This window comes from Mycobacterium sp. NPDC049093, from assembly GCF_040704635.1.
Taxonomy (GTDB): Bacteria; Actinomycetota; Actinomycetes; order Mycobacteriales; family Mycobacteriaceae; genus Mycobacterium.
Genome location: NZ_JBEZJS010000003.1, coordinates 718,737 through 734,807 on the forward strand (window position 1 = coordinate 718,737; position 16,071 = coordinate 734,807).

A 16,071-nucleotide genomic window follows, 5' to 3' on the forward strand; every position below is an offset into this window, starting at 1 on the left:
CAGGCGGTCCGGGCACCAAATTCGGCTAGATCTCGATGACGGTCGGGACGATCATCGGCTGGCGACGGTAGGTCTCGCCCACCCACTTGCCCACGGTCCGCCGGACCGCCTGGGCGATGCGGGTCGGGTCGGTGACGTTATCGGCGGCAAGGCTTTCCAGCTCGCGCTCGACGTTGCGGGCGACCGCCTCCAGCGCCTTCGGATCCTCCGAGAACCCGCGGGAATGCAGATGCGCGGGTGCGGCGGGCTTTCCGGTCTCGCGGTGGATCACCACGGTCACCGCCACGAAGCCCGAGGACAGGATGAGGCGTTCACCGAGTGTGGCGTCACCGACGTCCCCGGTGATCAGCCCGTCGACGAACATCTTGCCGACGGTCACCGCGCCGGAGATCGAGGCCTTACCGGCGACGAGGTCCACACTCACGCCGTTCTCGGCCAGCACGATGTTCTCCTGCGGCACCCCGGTGCTCGCGGCCAGCGCCGCATTGGCGCGCATGTGCCGCCAGGTGCCGTGCACGGGCATGACATTGCGGGGCCGCACCCCGTTGTAGAGGAACAGTAGCTCACCCGCATAGGCGTGGCCGGAAACATGTACGCGCGCTTGGGCGTTGGTGACTACGCGGGCCCCGATCTTGGCCAGTGCGTCGATGACGCCGTAGACCGCTTCCTCGTTGCCCGGGATCAGCGATGAGGACAGGATGATCAGATCGCCCGCGGTCAGCGTGATGCTGCGATGCTCACCACGCGACATCCGCGACAGCGCGGCCATCGGCTCGCCCTGCGTGCCGGTGGTGATCAGCACGACCTTGTCGGCCGGCATCATCTCGGCCGCTCCGATGTCGAGGATGTCGGAATCGGCCACCCGCAGATAGCCGAGTTCGCGAGCGATGCCCATGTTTCGCACCATCGAGCGCCCGACGAACGAGACCCGCCGGCCCAGTGCCACGGCGGCGTCGACGATCTGTTGCACGCGATCGACGTTCGACGCGAAGCAGGCCACGATCACCCGGCCCTCGGCGCCGCGGATCAGCCGGTGCAGCGTCGGGCCGACCTCGCTCTCCGACGGGCTGACACCCGGGTGTTCGGAGTTGGTCGAGTCACACAGGAACAGGTCGACGCCGGCATCGCCGAGCCGCGACATGCCCGGCAGGTCGGTCGGACGGCCGTCGAGCGGTTGCTGGTCGAGCTTGATGTCGCCGGTGTGCAGCACGGTGCCGGCGCCGGTGTGGATCGCGACGGCCAGACATCCCGGGATCGAGTGGTTGACCGCGAAGTATTCGCATTCGAAGACGCCGTGCTGGCTGCTCTGCCGCTCGCCGACCTCGACGAACACCGGCTTGATCCGGTGTTCACGGCACTTCTCGCGAATCAGTGCGATGGTGAACTTCGAGCCGACCACCGGGATGTCCGGACGCAGCTTGAGCAGGTAGGGAATCGCGCCGATGTGGTCCTCGTGCGCATGGGTGACGACGAGGGCTTCGACGTCTTCGAGGCGGTCCTCGACGTGGCGCAGGTCCGGCAGGATGAGGTCGACGCCGGGTTCGTCGTGCCCGGGGAACAGCACCCCGCAGTCCACGATGAGCAGCCTGCCCAGGTGCTCGAAGACCGTCATGTTGCGGCCGATCTCGCTGATTCCGCCCAGCGCGGTAACTCGCAGACCGCCGGGGGCCAGGGGCTTGGGGGGCGCGAGTTCGGTGCTCACTATCGCAACACCGCTGCCGCGCGCATGTCGGCGGCCAGCGCCTCGATCTCAGCGGGGGTGGCGGGGATCTGTGGCAGCCGTGGCAGGCCCGCATCGAATCCCTGCAACCGCAAACCTTCCTTGGACATGGTCACGCCGCCGAGGTGGGCCTGGGCGCGGGCCAGCGGGGCCAACGACAGGTTGATCTTGCGCGCCGTCGCGATATCGCCAGAGTTGAACGCGGTCAGCATGTCTCGCAACTGTCCGGCGGCCAGGTGGCCCCAGACGCTGACGAAGCCGACCGCCCCCATCGCCAACCAGGGCAGGTTCAAGGTGTCGTCGCCCGAGTAGTACGCCAACCCGGTCTCGGCGAGCATCTCGCCGCCGCCGTGCAGATCGCCCTTGGCATCCTTGACACCCACGATGTTCGGGTGAACAGCCAGGGCACGGATGGTCTCCCAAGCGATCGGGATCGACGAACGCGGAGGGATGTCGTAGAGCAGGTTCGGCAGGTCGGTGGCATCGGCCACGGCCGTGAAGTGCGCAAGCAGGCCCGCCTGCGGGGGCCGCGAGTAGTACGGCGTCACCACGAGCAGGCCGTGTGCCCCCTCGGTGGCGCAGGCCTTGGCCATGTGCACGCTGTGCGCGGTGTCGTAGCTGCCCGCCCCGGCGATGATGCGGGCCCGGTCCCCCACGGCCTCCAGCACCGTGCGCAGGAGCGCGAGCTTCTCGTCATCGGTGGTGGTCGGGGACTCACCGGTGGTGCCCGAGAGCACCAGGCCGTCGCAGCCGGCGTCGATCAGGTGATTGGCCAGGCGGGCGGCAGCATCGAGATCGAGCGAGCCGTCGGGCTTGAACGGCGTCACCATTGCGGTCAACACCGTGCCCAACTGCGCCGTTACATCGATTCCGCTCGTACTCACGCGCCAAGATTACCCTGGGTCGATCGGACCTCCGTCGCCGTACCAACCGCGACTCCGTCAAGCCTCCGTCGCCGTACCTACCGGCGACTCCGTCAAGCCTCCGTCGCCAAAGGCGAGGTAGCTACCTCACTACCATCTGCCAGCGTCGAAATCTCGAAATCGGAGAACACCGCCGGCGCCGCCTCCACGAGCTCACGCAGACAGGCGATCGCCAGCCTGCGGATCTCCACGTCGGCGTGTTCACTGGCCCGCATCGCGATGAAATGGCGCCAGGCGCGGTAGTTGCCGGTGACCACGATGCGGGTCTCGGTGGCATTGGGCAGCACCGCCCGGGCGGCCTGTCTGGCCTGCTTGCGACGCAGAACCGCGTTGGGTTGGTCGGCGAACTTCGCCTCCAGCCGCTCCAGCAGCTCGGTGTAGGTGGCGCGGCTGGCGTCAGCCGCCGCGGTGAAGATCTCCACCAACTCCGGGTCGTCCTCGAAGCCAGGCGGAACCACCACCTCGGCGTCGTTCTCGGGGACGTAGCGCTGCGAGAGCTGCGAGTAGGAGAAGTGCCGGTGCCGGATCAGCTCGTGGGTGGCCGATCGGGAGATGCCGCTGATGTAGAAGGACACCGACGCGTGTTCGAGCACCGAGAAGTGGCCGACGTCGATGATGTGGCGGATGTAGCTCGCGTTGGTCGCCGTGCGGGGATTGGGCTTCGACCAACTCTGGTAACAGGCCCGGCCGGCGAACTCGGTGAGCGCAGGCCCGCCCACGGCATCGGTGCTCCACGGCACGTCAGGCGGTGCCTGGAATTCTGTCTTGGCGATCAGCTGCACGCGCAGCGGCGCGATCTCGGCCACTCGCCCACCCTACTGTCGAGCTGTCGGCTGGCCGCACCAATGTGCTCATCGGTAGATGGTGGCGACCCACGGTTGGGCACAGACGTGCTGCGCACGATTTTCTCCGCCAAGATGAATGGCGAGCTTCTAGCTTCATCCAGCGTGGGGGGACGCAATGTCGCAGTCGGTGCGGATCGGGTTGTTCTCGGCAGTGGTGATGCTGGTTGCAAGTTGCTCGACGACAACCTCGACGCCGGAGACTCCCTCGTCGCCGCCTCCGACTTCCGGGCCGACACCGCGGCCGCTGTCACGGGCGGAGACCATCACGTGGGCGCGCGGGATCGATCCGTGCGCCTTGATCGAGCCCAGCCATCTCGAGGCGCTCGGCACCGTCAAGGCGTTCGGCACGTCGGCGAACTCGACCTCGTGTGAAGCCGTCGTGGATGACGGCACCTCTCGCGGGATCGACGTCAGTTGGTCAATCGCCTTCGTGCCGTTCGATTTCCTGACCTCGTCGCTGGGCGCCCTCGAGGAGATCGACGGTGTCAAGGCGCGCCGTATCGATGCCGCCTCAACTCTCACACCCGAGGTGCGCGATCAGCTCGTCGAAAGCGCATGCAGCTACGACGTGGCTTTCGAGAACGACATCGCAGTGCGGATGCGGGTGTCGATGGAGCGCGATCGGGATGCCTGCGGGACCACCAAACCGTTGGCCCGCGCGGTGATCTCGACATGGCCGGAGCACCCGACGCAGGGCAGTTCCCCGCGTACGTCGGTGACGGCCCTCACCGCCGCGGCCCCGTGCGCGGTCGTGCCGACGTTGCAAGAGTCGCGAAAGGTCTCGTTCGACTGGAAGGACCAGTCCCTCACGTCGTGTTTCTTCGCCGTCGATGGGACGGAGTTGCTGGTGACATTCGACTACCGACCGCCCGAACAACTAGCTTTCGAGGCCGAGCCGACGAAGTTCGGCGCTCACGAGGGCTACCGAAAGATCCACGAGGGCACAACCTTCGCGGCCGCCGTCGTCGGTGACGACTTCGACGGCGTCGACGCCGGCCACCCAAGCCGACTTGTCCCCGTCGTCGCGGTCGACGGGGACGACGCCACCGTGGTAGCCGATGTCACGACGGCCGTGGTGAATCAGCTCCCGCGCTGACGTGCAGGCCCCCAATTCGCCCGAAGCGGAGGGCAAGCGCTCCTAGACTCTGCTGATGATCCGCGTTGCCCCGATGGCACCTGCGCCCTCCGACGGTCCGCAATGCTGATCGGCGTGGCCGCGGCGCTACTGGCGTGTGTCGGTTACGGCACGGCCTCGGTGCTGCAGTCGTATGCCGCGGGACGTTCGGTGACGTCGGGCGCCGACAACGGCCCCACCCTGCGGTCGACGATCGGCGCGATGCTGGCACCGATCTTCATCGTAGGCATGGCGCTCGACCTTCTCGGCTTCGTGGGCAGCCTGGTCTCGGCGCGGTTGATTCCACTGTTCCTGTCGCAAACGATCATCAGCGCCAACCTCGTGGTGACCGCGGTGCTGAGCATCTTCGTTCTCCACGTGCGACTGCACCGACGCGACTGGACCGCCATCGCCATAGTTCTTGTGGCGCTGTGCATCCTGGGCGCCACCGCCGGACGTCTGGGTGACAGCGATCCCGGCGCAGTGATGCATTGGGGTGTCCTCGTGGTGTCGGCGGTCATCCTGGGCCTGGGCGCCGCACTGGTCCGACTGCTCGGGAAGAGCGCGGCCGTGCCCGCGGGTCTGATCGCCGGCGTGCTCTACGGGGCGATGGCGGTGGCGATTCGGCTAGTGGACGGTCTCGATCCACTGAACCTCCGTGTACTGATCGCTGACCCGGCGACGTGGGCCGTGGTACTCGCCGGTCTCGGTGGCTTCTACCTGTTCACCGTCGCTCTGCAGGTCGGATCGGTGAACGGGGTGGCTGCGGCATTGGTGGTGGGCGAAACGGTGGTACCCGGCATCGTCGGTGTAATCCTGCTGGGCGATGTTTCGCGACCGGGGTACGGCGCTCTCGTGGTCATCGCCTTCATCGCGGCCGTCGGCGGCGCCGTCGCACTCGCCGTATCCAGCGCCGCCGAGTACGAGCGGGCGCAGAGTTCCCCACAACCCGGGCCGGCGAGACCGGAAGAAGCCATCTAGGCCGGTGTTCTCACCCTCGAACCTGGCGGTCGCCTGACCGAACTTGTCAGACCCTTCCTCTTTACTGTCCTGTTCCCCGGACACCGGGCGGCGGATTCACAGCTTGGACCCTGTCCCGCCACCCGGCCCACCCACCTGAATTGGAAGGTCTCTCGATGCTACGCACGATCATTCGCGCAACCCTGGCCGCGACGCTCCTCGCCGCGGCGCTCGCGGGCTGTGTTTCACCGGACCGGGTCTCGGCGAATCCCAGCGGCGCACCGAAGTGGGACGCCGGGGAGTCGTCGACACCGGCCCCGGTCGCGTCGCCACCCACCGCAGCTGATTTTGTCATCGGGGTGGTCGTCACCGAGCAGAAGTGCTTCGGATCGGCGGGCTGTATCTACCGGTACACGATCAATCCGCAGCACGTGAGCTCAAAGCCATTGCCGGACAAGACCACCGTGGTCTTCCGGGTCACGGGTGGTGATCAGACGCAGATCGGCAACTTCACCATCGACGGTGACGGTATCGCCACGTTCGACCGCGAAACCACACTCGACGGCCCAGAAGGCGCTGACCTGCAAGCCACCGTCACCCAGGTCCTGCCCGGGCGCTGAGGCGTCTCGGAGACCGACGAATTGGTCGCTGATCGAGGGGCAGCGACCAATTCGTCCGTCCGTGTCCCCCGATCGGCGGACGCAGCGCCGTCCCGGCCGTGGTCCGATCAGCCGACAGACACCAGGCACGACGTGCAGGACGCTCGACACAACCGTCGGCGCCCCTGCCGCGCAACGTATCTCCCCTAGACCAAGCAAGGAAAAGTGATCATGAGAGGAACAGCCGTGCACTACGAGATGCTGGACCTGGTCCGCGAACGCGCCAACGAGAAAGACTGGGACCTGATCTTCGACAGCGGCCCCAATGCGGAGTACCGCACGATGGTGTGGGAACACCCTCTGCTCAGCGCCACCGGCGTGGTCACGGAGCTGGAAATCGGGTTCAGCCCCGACGGCCGCATCATCTTCTCCGAGAGGCGGTACGGCGGCGTCGCCCACAAACGCGTCAAGCCGAACAACGCCTTCGGGTCCACCGATGTCTGCCTCGCCGCACTGCAGATGATCTGATCGGGAACCGGCCCCCAAAACCGATCGATCCGCCTTCGCGACGGGAAGTTTGCTGGCATCCTTCTCATCTATGGGCGACTTCGGGTTGTTCGGAACCTGGCTCCTGCTTGCGGTGGTTGTCGTCGGCGCCGTGGCGCTGGCGGTCGGCAGCGTGTTGCTGGCCAGCCGCGTCATCGCGCGCGACACCCGCCCGGAGCACAACTCGGTGTTGTCACCGTTCCTCACCGTCGTCGGCCTCGTCTACGGTGCATTGCTGGGGTTCACCGTTGTCGTCGGATGGCAGCAATATCTCTCCGCGCAGACGAACGTGTCCAACGAAGCCTCGACGTTGGTCACCATGTACCGCCAGACGGTGGCCATGCCGCAGCCGGAACAGACCCAGGTGCGTGAACAGCTGCGCGCCTACACCGCAGCGGTACAGGGTCCCGGATGGGGCAAGGAAGAGTTCGGCGCCATCAGCAACAACGGCCGACACGCACTCACTGAGATGTATCGCATCGTCGGCACTGCCAAGTCGGACTCGACCGCCAGCCCGATCAACAGTCAGTTCCTCAGCCAACTGGCTGTCCTGACCTCGGACCGCAGTGCGCGCATCCTCAACTCCAGTCCACGCATACCCGTCTTGTTGTGGTGCGCCCTGATCTTCGGCAGCCTGGTACTGATCACGCTGGCCAGCTTCATGCGCCTCGAGAGCAGCCGCGCCCACATGATCCTGGTCAGCACCGTCACTGTGCTGCTGGCCCTGCTGCTCTTCCTCGTCTTCATGCTCGACCATCCTTATGGCCCGGTGGGCGTTACCCCACAACGGTTTTCACATGCCGTGATGGTGTTCGACCTGATTGACCGCGGGACCTGACCGCTCTCCTGGCGGATCTCCGCGTCAGTTTCGACGGCAGGGCTGCTGTTCGACGACAACCACGACCCCGGTGTCGATAGCGGCGCGCATCCAGACCAATTTGCCTCTTGACCTAATTACGTGACGCATCGTAACTTAATTGTGTGTCCTCGCTCACAGGCCCGGGACGGCCACGTGATCCACAAACTCAGCGCGACATCATGCGCGCCACCCGCGACCTGCTCGCACGTGACGGCTACGACCAACTGTCGATCGAGGCCATCGCCCGCGAGGCCGGCGTCAGCCGGCCCACCATCTATCGGCGGTGGCCGTCGAAGGCCCACCTCGTCTTCGATGCCGCCTTCGGCCAGCCACCTGGTGGTGAACTGCTGTCGCTCTCAGGAGATTTCGACGCCGACCTGCGCGGCTTCACCTCGGCGGTACTCACCTTCTGGCGCGATCCCGTGGTGGAGGCCGCCGCACTCGGCATCCTGACCGAACGTCGCCGCGACCCGGAACTACACATCAAGACCCAGCAACTGCTCGATGAGCAGACCAAGGGCGCCTTCCGCTCCCTGGTCGCCTCAGGCGTGGAGCAGAGCCGGGTCCGTCCCGATGTCGACGTCGACATGGTCTACCAAGCGTTGATCGGCACCGCGTTCTACGCCGCGCACATGGAACCGGACATCGATGTCGACGACACCGCAGATCGATTGTGCTCCTTGCTGACCGAAGGAGCAGGACGTAAACAACCACGAAAGAAGGACCGACCATGACCGACAAGGCCGAATTGTCAGAGGCGTTCAACGCGCTGCTCGACGAGCTGCGCGGCATCGAGCAGAAATTGCTGACCGCCGAGCCCGCGCTGAGCGAACCCGATCTGCTCGACGGGTACCGCCTCACGTTCAGCCTGCTGCGGGTCAGCGTCGACGCCTACGTGTGGGGTGACCGGGACAAGCCCATCCTCGTCGACGTCATCAGCCCGTACCTCAAGTGGGGCGGCGACAATTCGGATGCGTTCTATCAGCTCGCACCGCTGAACCCGGCGCGCACCTATCGAGTCACCGGCAACCGCGGTGATGCGGTGTACCTGTCCATGACCGTCTACGGCGGGCCTGGTGAAGGCCGCTACAGCGACCGCATCGTCGGCACGATCAACAACCGCGACCTGGAGTTCGACGAGGACGGCAACTTCGAGTTCATCATGAGCCCCGATTCCCACCCGGGCGCCTGGCTCAAGCTGGACGCCGACACCGAATTCGCCTTGACCCGTGATTATCTGAACGATCCCACCACCGACCGCCGCCCGACGTGGCGAATCGAGGCGCTCGACCCGCCCACCCGGCGGTCCGACAGCGCCGCAGATCTGGCCCGCCGCTTCCGGTACGCCAAGGCCTGGCTGCACGAGCAGGTTTCCTTCCTGCCCACCAGGGTTGAGCCCGCCAACCAGCTGCACCCACCGTTCCCGGTCCCCCAGAACGCCTACGGGTGGTCAGCCGCCGACGCGGCGTACGCCATGGGCGCTTACGACCTTGAACCGGATCAGGCCCTGATCATCGAGGGCACCTCGCCCGAGTGTGTGTTCTGGAACCTCTGCCTGTGGAATCCGTTCCTGCACACCTTCGACTACACGCACGAACGCGTCACGATCAACGGCGCCCATGTCACCTACGAACCGGACGGGTCGTGGCGGATCGTCATCAGCGACAAGGACCCGGGCCACCCGAACTGGGTCTCGACAGCCGGCCGGCCCAAGGGCCTGATCTGGCTGCGCTGGTTCCTGCCCGACGAGACCCCTGCACACCCGCAGTGTCGGGTGGTCGACGTGGCCGAAGTCGCGGCCCTGTGACCGCCGACCTCCAGCGTCCCGCCCCCATCCGGTTCGACGACCTGGCCAACCCTGTCTATCCTGCGGCGGCCCAACCGATCCGCGACGGACTGGCCGCCTACGGTGCGAATCTGGAGCTGGACCCCGAGGCGCTGCTGGCGGCCGCCACCGAGCGGTCCGGGCTGGATGATTTCGGTGATCCGGCGTTCCGGGAACGTCTCGACGTGCTGTGTACCGCGCTGCGTGAGGAAGCCGGCCTGTGCGAATCCGGCACGGCAATGGCCTTCGAGCAGCTGGTGGGCAGCCTGGTCAATCGGCTGCGGCTGGAGGCACTGATCGCCGACCATCCCGAGATCGAGGACATCGCGATCGCACGGCCGATCATCATCTGCGGCCTCCCCCGCACCGGCACCACCCACCTGCACAACCTGCTCGCCGCCGACCCCGCCCTTCGCTACCTGCCGTACTGGGAGAGCCTCGAACCGCTGCCCGGCCCCGGTGAGGACTCGCCGGGACCCCGTCAGGATCGCTGCACCGCGGGCCTGGAAATGGTGAACACCTCGATGCCGGAGTTCAAGCGGATGCACGACATGACCGTCGAGCACGCCCATGAGGAGATCCAGCTACTGGCAAACGACATCTCGGGCATGCTGTTCGAAACCACCTATTACGTACCGAGTTTCGCCGCGCACTACAAGGCACATGACCAGGCGCCGTCCTATGCGTACGTCAAGCGCAGCCTGCAGGCGATGCAATGGCTGCGCGGCGGAACGCGCTGGGTGCTCAAGTCGCCCCAGCACCTCGAACAATTCCCGACGCTGGCTGCCACCTTTCCCGATGCGACTTTCGTTGTCACCCATCGCGATCCGGTCGAGGTAACCCTGTCGATGATGACCATGATCTGCTATGCGACGCGGATGGCCGTGACGCAGCCCGACGTGGCGAAACTGACCGGACACTGGCTAAGCCGCATCGACGATCTGCTCGCCGGCTGCATCCGCGATCGCGACGTGCTGCCCGCCGGGCAGTCCATCGACGTCCGGTTCGACGACTTCATGGCCGATGAGCGGGCCACGCTCGCCGACATCTACCGACTCGCCGACCAGCCTTTCGGCGACGACGTCCGCGCGGCCATGAGCGACTTCCTCACCGAGCACCCCCGCGGACGCTATGGGGGCGTGATCTACGACCCTGCCGATCTACAGCTCGATCCGGCCGCCCTGGCCGAGCGATTCCGCGCCTACCGCGAGCGCTTTCTCACCCCTACGGAGGACAAATGAACCAGCCCGCACCACAGCCCATCACAGCGGAGGCCTGGGTGGCCACCGCGCTCGGCGAGCCCACCGAGGTACTGGAACGCCAAACCGTCGAGGTGCGTGCACCCGGCCCCAACGAAGTCCGCGTCGCGGTCCGCGCGTTCTGCCTGAACTTCAACGACATCGACATCATCAAGGGGCGGTACACCACGCTGCCGCTGCAGCCGCCGTTCGTGCCGGGCATGGAAGCGGTCGGAGTGGTCGAGAGTGCGGGCCTGGGTGCCGAACACCTGGTCGGCCGCCGCGTGGTCGGGATCCCGGTGATGGCCTTCGGCGGGTATGCGTCGTACGCCATCGTCGACGCGGCGACAGTGCTCGATCTGCCGGAGTGGGTCAGCGACGTCGACGGTGCCGCCCTGCACTACCCGTTCCATCTGGGCTGGTTCGCCTTACGCGAACGTGGCCGGTTGCAACCCGGTGAGACGCTGCTGGTGCACGCGGCCGCCGGCGGTACGGGGTCGGGCGCGCTGGTCCTCGGAAAGGCGCTGGGCGCCAAGGTGATCGCCACCGCCGGCAGCGAGGAGAAGCTGGAGCTCTGCCGGAAGCTGGGCGCAGACCATGCCGTCAACTACCGCGACGACGACTGGGTCGAGCAGGTCATGGACCTCACCTACGGCCGCGGCGTCGACGTCGCGTTCGACGCGGTGGGCGGAAGCGTGACGACGAATACGTTCCGCTGCATGGGATTCAACGGACGTCACCTGATGGCGGGGTTCGCCGAGGACATCGCCCTCGAAGACGGTGACTACATCTCGCCGCGTCCGATCGCCTACGGCAACTTCGATGTGTGCGGGGTCTGTCTGGTCTACGTGACCGATCCCCTGGCCGTGCGCCGCACGCTCGGGTTCAACTGGCCGGCCCGCTCCGAGGGTCTCGATGCCCACGTGCAGATTCTCGAACTGATGCGTACCGGCCGGCTGCAGACCGTGGTGGGCGACAACGTGGAGTGGGATCAACTGCCGCAGGCGTTGGCGCGGATGGCCGCCCGCGAGACCACCGGACGACTGGTGGTGAGCACGGGGGCGCACGACTGAAATAGGCCTCCACCAAACGGTACAACTGGGATGACACCCGGGCGGATCCCTCGACTCCTGGACGAACGTCCAAGTCGGCCGGGTCCGCCCGGTCAACCATGCCGGCTGTCCAGTCGGGCGGCAGCGAGATTAGTATGCTTGTCTAGGTAATCTTGTCTGATGGTGGCCGGGGGGTCCCGTTGAGTTTTGGATGGTATGTCTTCATGCACCGCCCTGACGGCGGCGTGATGCCGATCGCTGGGTTCTGGCGCAAACGCACCGCTGTGCGGTGGGCCCAGCAGCATGAAGAGCCAGACTGCCACCTTGAGGTTCAACGCTACGACTGGTGGTTGACAGGCGCGTGGCAGCGACGCAGCGACAGCTTTCGCGGCGACGCCGGCACCCCCGCACTCGCTTTCAATCAGCGATGATCGCCCTGCACTACAGATGAGTAGCGGACCGGGGCGCCGCTCTGGCCGCCGGTCGCCTTGGTGCCGGCTGGTCCGTCGGTGACCCAGTTACGTTGCGTAGCCGACAATGTCGACGTCGCACTCACCGCAATGCCGTCCGCAGCGCGTCGGCGAGATCACCGCGCGGCCCGACGGTCACGTCGTCGACGCCGAGCCATGACGCCATCGAGCACAACTCCGCCGCCAACGCGTCCGCGACCCGTGAACGGTCGCGACCGTCTTCGGTGAAAGCACCCAGCACCTGCAGCGCCGCATCGGTACGTTTGAGGTCGACTCGTGCCACCAGCTCACCGTCGAGCAGAAACGGCCATACGTAGTAACCGAATTGGCGTTTGGGTGCGGGGACGTAGATTTCGATGCGGTAGTGAAAATCGAACCACCGCTCCACCCGGGGCCGGAAGAAGATCAACGGGTCGAACGGGCACAGCAGTGCCGTCCCGCGGTCGCGCCGCGGCACCGTCTGGCCTGCACGCAGGTAGGCCGGGGTGCCGTCGACGTCGACGGCCTCGAGCTCTCCGTCGGCCACCAGCTTGGCGATCGCCGGCTTGACCTGCCGCGCGCCCATCCGGAAGTAGTCGCGGATATCGGCCTCGGTGCCGACCCCCAGCGCGGTCGCGGCGCGCAGGGTCAGTTCCCGCACCGCCTCGTCGTCGTCGACTTGCCGAGCCAGCACGTCCGCCGGCAGCACCCGCTCGGTGAGGTCGTAGTGGCGGGCGAACCCGACGCGCGTCGCCGTTGTCAGGACACCCGAGGACCACAGCGCCTCGGCGACCCACTTGGTCTCGCTGCGGTCCCACCACGGACCTTTGCGGCCGCGCGGTTCGGACTCGAGATGGGCCTCGATCTGGCCCGCGGTCGACGGCCCGAGCTCGGCGACCGCCGCCACGATGTCGTCGGCCAGTTTGGGATTCTTCCGGACGATTTCGGTGCCCCATCGGCCGTGCGTGTACTCCCGCATCCGCCACCGCAGCAGCGGCCAGTCCTCCACCGCCATCAACGCGGCCTCGTGCGCCCAGTACTCGGTCAGAAGCCGTGGTGAACGTGTGCTGTGTGACCAGGCGGCCCGGTCCAGCGCATCGCGGTCGTATGGCCCCAGCCGGCTGAACACCGGCGCGTAATGGGCCCGTACCGCCACCGACACCGAATCCAGCTGCAGCACCTGAATACGGGAGATCAACCTGCGCAGATGCGCACGGGTGACCGGTCCGCGGGGTTTGGATTCGTGAAATCCCTGGGCCGCGACGGCGATGCGGCGGGCCTGTGCGCTGGTGAGGGTGGCCACGTTGCCATCGTCCCCTACGGCACCGACAAGTAGCGGAGCGGATTGGAGCGAGAGCACCCGCAAGTAGCGGAGCGGATTGGAGCGATACTGGTCCGCGTGGCGTTGGACTGGGATGCGTTCGAGACCGAGTTGACTCTGGCTGCCGTGGATGCGGTCCGCGCGCTGGTCGCGACAGCCGCCTCGGAGACGCCGTATGCCGTGGCATTCGGCGAGTTCTATGCCGAGACCACCGGGGTGATCTACCTTCCCAATCTGGCGCTGGCCACCGAGGAGTCGGTCGAGGAGCCGGATTGCCGGTTCAGCCCGCCGGATTGGGAGCATCAGGACTACGAGTGGGGTGAAACCGATTCGCAGTGGAGTGATCGGCTCAGCGCAGCGGTCACAGGCCTTCCCCGCGCACAGTGGGAGCAGGCGTGGGATCGGTTCGCCGAGGCGATGCTGACCATCGCGGCCGGGGTGCGAACCGCCCTCGTCGCCGACGGCACCCTGCCCGACGATGTGGTCGTCTACCTCGACGACGAAGACGCCGATCTCCTGGTCCGCTCGTTGACCGCCGAGGAGCTGCGGCGTCACTTCCCCGAGTACGTGGCTTCTGCCGAGGCGGAACGTGAACTGCTGGCCCTGCCCGTCGAGCAGCGGGTGGCGGCGCTCGCCGCGGCGGCCGGTCTCGTCCGCGGACCCGGCTGCGAACTCGGCCGGGAACGTGCAACCGAACTCCTGCTCGACACGGGTGCTGCCGCCGTACCGGTCGCAGTTGCGGCGCTCGGCCATCCCGAGACCGCCTGGACGGGGGCCAAATTCCTGGCCGACCTCAACATCGCCACGCCGGAGGTGATGGACGCGCTGTGGGCGGCCCTGCCGCTGCGCGGTAATGCGCACGACTGGGTGGCCGTGGCTCTCGGCCGCCTGGGTGCCGGGCTGGAGGTGTTGGCGCGCAACGGTCTTCCGGCCGGTAGCCGGTCGGCCGCGGTCGCTGCGCCGTACCGTTCGTTTCGTGATCAGGGGCGCTCCCACCTGCCGCTGGATTACACGCTGCTGGCCGCCGGGCTTGCCGATCCGGCGGTCGCGGGGGCGGTCGCAGAGGCTCTGAAACCGGGAACCGGGTATTGCACTTTGGACGGGGCCGACCTACCGGGCGCCCGGGTCGGACTCGACCATTCCGAGCCGGTGATCCGCCGCCACGCCGTCATCGTTCTCAGCGATCTGATCGGACCGATGGGTCCGGGAAACCTCGACAGCGAGGTGGTGAAGAACCTGGAGCGACGGATCGACCAGTTGGCCGCCGGCGACCCCGACAGTGAGGTCCGCAGACTGGCCGGTTACCGCGTGCGCACGTAACTGCAGAACCGGTAACGCAAACCTGAGCTGCTGGTCAGCCACTCCCCGGTGGTCTTCGTCCACGTGTCGTCGAGCCCTGGCGCCATCGCGTCGCCCGCTGCTGGTGGCAGGTCGATGTCGATCTCGGTCACCTCGCAGCGGACCGCGAACGGAAGGGCCTGGGCGTAGATCTGCGATCCGCCGATCACCCAGCCGCGGAAGACGTCGTCGAGGCCGGTCAGTACCTCGGCACCGTCGGCCACGTATCCGGGATCGCGGGTGATCACGACGTTGCGCCGGCCCGGCAGCGGGCGGACCTTGGCCGGCAGCGACTCCCAGGTGAGCCGGCCCATCACCACCGTCTGCCCGAGCGTGAGCTGCTTGAACCGGGCCTGGTCCTCCCGCAGATGCCACGGAATGCCGTTGTCACGGCCGATGACACCCGAGGTGGACTGCGCCCAGATCATCGCCAGCTGTCGAAGATCGTCGGTCATACAGCGACGGGCGCCTTGATTGCCGGATGCGGGTCGTAGTTCAGAATCGCAATATCCTCAAAGGTGTAGTCGAAAATCGAGTCACGTTGCGCCAGAACGAGTTCTGGGTACGGCCTGGGGTCCCTACTGAGCTGCAGGGCCACCTGGTCGACGTGGTTGTCGTAGATGTGGCAGTCGCCGCCGGTCCAGACGAACTCACCGACGCCGAGCCCGGCCTGCGCGGCCATCATGTGGGTCAGCAGGGCGTAGCTGGCAATGTTGAACGGCACGCCGAGGAAGAGGTCGGCGCTGCGCTGGTACAACTGGCAGGACAATTTGCCGTCGGCGACATAGAACTGGAAGAAGGCGTGGCACGGCGGCAGCGCCATCTGGGGGATCTCGCCGACGTTCCATGCCGAGACGATGTTGCGCCGCGAGTCGGGGTCACGCTTGAGCAGATCCAGCGCGTTCGAGATCTGGTCGATGTGCTCGCCCGACGGTGTCGGCCACGACCGCCACTGCACGCCGTACACGGGACCCAGATCGCCTGTCTCACTGGCCCATTCGTCCCAGATCGTCACGCCGTGGTCCTGCAGCCACCGCACGTTCGAATCGCCACGCAGAAACCACAGCAATTCGTAGATCACCGATTTGGTGTGCACCTTCTTGGTGGTGAGCAACGGAAAGCCGGCGGCCAGGTCGTAGCGCATCTGGTGCCCGAACAGGCTGCGGGTACCGGTGCCGGTGCGATCGGATTTCGGCACGCCCTGCTCGGTCACCTTCCGCAACAGGTCCTCGTAGGGCGTCTGGATCGGCACACGGCCAGCTTACGTGGCGCCACGAGGAGT

Annotated in this window: 16 protein-coding genes; 10 read left to right on the forward strand and 6 right to left on the reverse strand. The window is 66.6% G+C overall.

Annotated elements, in window-relative coordinates; genetic code table 11:
* Nucleotides 1–25: 25 nt before the first annotated feature.
* From AB0876_RS13940 to thyX, 3 genes are all read right to left on the reverse strand, one after another.
* Nucleotides 26–1,702, reverse strand: coding sequence for a ribonuclease J (locus AB0876_RS13940; RefSeq protein WP_055113186.1), 1,677 nt, complete (start codon nucleotides 1,700–1,702; stop codon nucleotides 26–28).
* Nucleotides 1,702–2,604: a 4-hydroxy-tetrahydrodipicolinate synthase gene (dapA, locus tag AB0876_RS13945; protein WP_064884368.1), complete on the reverse strand. Its 903-nt coding sequence runs from the start codon at nucleotides 2,602–2,604 to the stop codon at nucleotides 1,702–1,704. The genes AB0876_RS13940 and dapA overlap by 1 nt, the downstream gene beginning before the upstream one ends.
* Before the next feature lie 92 nt (nucleotides 2,605–2,696).
* Nucleotides 2,697–3,449 carry an FAD-dependent thymidylate synthase gene (gene thyX / locus AB0876_RS13950; protein ID WP_064884366.1) on the reverse strand — a complete coding sequence of 251 codons (753 nt, stop codon included), beginning with the start codon at nucleotides 3,447–3,449 and terminating at the stop codon, nucleotides 2,697–2,699.
* 154 nt (nucleotides 3,450–3,603) lie between these two features.
* Between thyX and AB0876_RS13955 the strand changes: the two genes are divergently transcribed.
* From AB0876_RS13955 to AB0876_RS13995, 9 genes are all read left to right on the forward strand, one after another.
* Nucleotides 3,604–4,584: a DUF3558 family protein gene (locus AB0876_RS13955; protein ID WP_526042208.1), complete on the forward strand. Its 981-nt coding sequence runs from the start codon at nucleotides 3,604–3,606 to the stop codon at nucleotides 4,582–4,584.
* A 102-nt stretch (nucleotides 4,585–4,686) separates the two neighbouring features.
* Nucleotides 4,687–5,583, forward strand: a complete 897-nt coding sequence (locus tag AB0876_RS13960) for a DMT family transporter (RefSeq protein WP_498884456.1) — start codon at nucleotides 4,687–4,689, stop codon at nucleotides 5,581–5,583.
* A gap of 155 nt (nucleotides 5,584–5,738) precedes the next feature.
* Entirely contained in the window at nucleotides 5,739–6,182 is a 444-nt protein-coding gene (locus AB0876_RS13965) for a hypothetical protein (RefSeq protein WP_064884360.1), read from the forward strand.
* A gap of 210 nt (nucleotides 6,183–6,392) precedes the next feature.
* Nucleotides 6,393–6,689: a hypothetical protein gene (locus AB0876_RS13970; protein ID WP_526042209.1), complete on the forward strand. Its 297-nt coding sequence runs from the start codon at nucleotides 6,393–6,395 to the stop codon at nucleotides 6,687–6,689.
* 70 nt (nucleotides 6,690–6,759) lie between these two features.
* Nucleotides 6,760–7,545 (forward strand): bestrophin-like domain, encoded by a 786-nt coding sequence (locus tag AB0876_RS13975; protein WP_064884356.1) that lies wholly within the window; start codon nucleotides 6,760–6,762, stop codon nucleotides 7,543–7,545.
* A gap of 143 nt (nucleotides 7,546–7,688) precedes the next feature.
* Nucleotides 7,689–8,300 carry a TetR/AcrR family transcriptional regulator gene (locus tag AB0876_RS13980; protein WP_064960186.1) on the forward strand — a complete coding sequence of 204 codons (612 nt, stop codon included), beginning with the start codon at nucleotides 7,689–7,691 and terminating at the stop codon, nucleotides 8,298–8,300.
* Nucleotides 8,297–9,373, forward strand: a complete 1,077-nt coding sequence (locus tag AB0876_RS13985) for a DUF1214 domain-containing protein (RefSeq protein WP_526042210.1) — start codon at nucleotides 8,297–8,299, stop codon at nucleotides 9,371–9,373. Before AB0876_RS13980 ends, AB0876_RS13985 begins: the two co-directional genes overlap by 4 nt.
* Nucleotides 9,370–10,632: a sulfotransferase gene (locus AB0876_RS13990; protein ID WP_526042211.1), complete on the forward strand. Its 1,263-nt coding sequence runs from the start codon at nucleotides 9,370–9,372 to the stop codon at nucleotides 10,630–10,632. The genes AB0876_RS13985 and AB0876_RS13990 overlap by 4 nt, the downstream gene beginning before the upstream one ends.
* Complete coding sequence (locus tag AB0876_RS13995) at nucleotides 10,629–11,702, forward strand: NADPH:quinone oxidoreductase family protein (protein WP_491838788.1); 1,074 nt, start codon at nucleotides 10,629–10,631, stop codon at nucleotides 11,700–11,702. Before AB0876_RS13990 ends, AB0876_RS13995 begins: the two co-directional genes overlap by 4 nt.
* Before the next feature lie 531 nt (nucleotides 11,703–12,233).
* Here the strand turns inward: AB0876_RS13995 and AB0876_RS14000 are convergent.
* The gene (locus AB0876_RS14000; protein ID WP_491838787.1) at nucleotides 12,234–13,433 is read right to left on the reverse strand and encodes a winged helix-turn-helix domain-containing protein; all 1,200 of its coding nucleotides are present in this window, start codon (nucleotides 13,431–13,433) and stop codon (nucleotides 12,234–12,236) included.
* Nucleotides 13,434–13,529: 96 nt separating this feature from the next.
* Here AB0876_RS14000 and AB0876_RS14005 point away from each other — a divergent pair, with 96 nt between their 5' ends.
* Complete coding sequence (locus tag AB0876_RS14005; RefSeq protein ID WP_526042212.1) at nucleotides 13,530–14,771, forward strand: hypothetical protein; 1,242 nt, start codon at nucleotides 13,530–13,532, stop codon at nucleotides 14,769–14,771.
* On the opposite strand, the gene AB0876_RS14010 is transcribed toward AB0876_RS14005, so the two are convergent.
* Nucleotides 14,753–15,244 carry a dihydrofolate reductase gene (locus AB0876_RS14010; RefSeq protein ID WP_491838785.1) on the reverse strand — a complete coding sequence of 164 codons (492 nt, stop codon included), beginning with the start codon at nucleotides 15,242–15,244 and terminating at the stop codon, nucleotides 14,753–14,755. The genes AB0876_RS14005 and AB0876_RS14010 overlap by 19 nt on opposite strands.
* On the reverse strand, nucleotides 15,241–16,041 hold the full coding sequence (locus AB0876_RS14015; RefSeq protein ID WP_526042213.1) for a thymidylate synthase: 801 nt from the start codon (nucleotides 16,039–16,041) through the stop codon (nucleotides 15,241–15,243). The genes AB0876_RS14010 and AB0876_RS14015 overlap by 4 nt, the downstream gene beginning before the upstream one ends.
* Nucleotides 16,042–16,071 lie beyond the last annotated feature (30 nt).

Coding starts and splice junctions, on each gene's coding strand:
- AB0876_RS13955 (WP_526042208.1), top strand. CDS start 3,604: ATGTCGCAGTCGGTGCGGATCGGGTTGTTCTCGGCAGTGGTGATGCTG.
- AB0876_RS13960 (WP_498884456.1), top strand. CDS start 4,687: ATGCTGATCGGCGTGGCCGCGGCGCTACTGGCGTGTGTCGGTTACGGC.
- AB0876_RS13965 (WP_064884360.1), top strand. CDS start 5,739: ATGCTACGCACGATCATTCGCGCAACCCTGGCCGCGACGCTCCTCGCC.
- AB0876_RS13970 (WP_526042209.1), top strand. CDS start 6,393: ATGAGAGGAACAGCCGTGCACTACGAGATGCTGGACCTGGTCCGCGAA.
- AB0876_RS13975 (WP_064884356.1), top strand. CDS start 6,760: ATGGGCGACTTCGGGTTGTTCGGAACCTGGCTCCTGCTTGCGGTGGTT.
- AB0876_RS13985 (WP_526042210.1), top strand. CDS start 8,297: ATGACCGACAAGGCCGAATTGTCAGAGGCGTTCAACGCGCTGCTCGAC.
- AB0876_RS13995 (WP_491838788.1), top strand. CDS start 10,629: ATGAACCAGCCCGCACCACAGCCCATCACAGCGGAGGCCTGGGTGGCC.
- AB0876_RS14010 (WP_491838785.1), bottom strand. CDS start 15,244: ATGACCGACGATCTTCGACAGCTGGCGATGATCTGGGCGCAGTCCACC.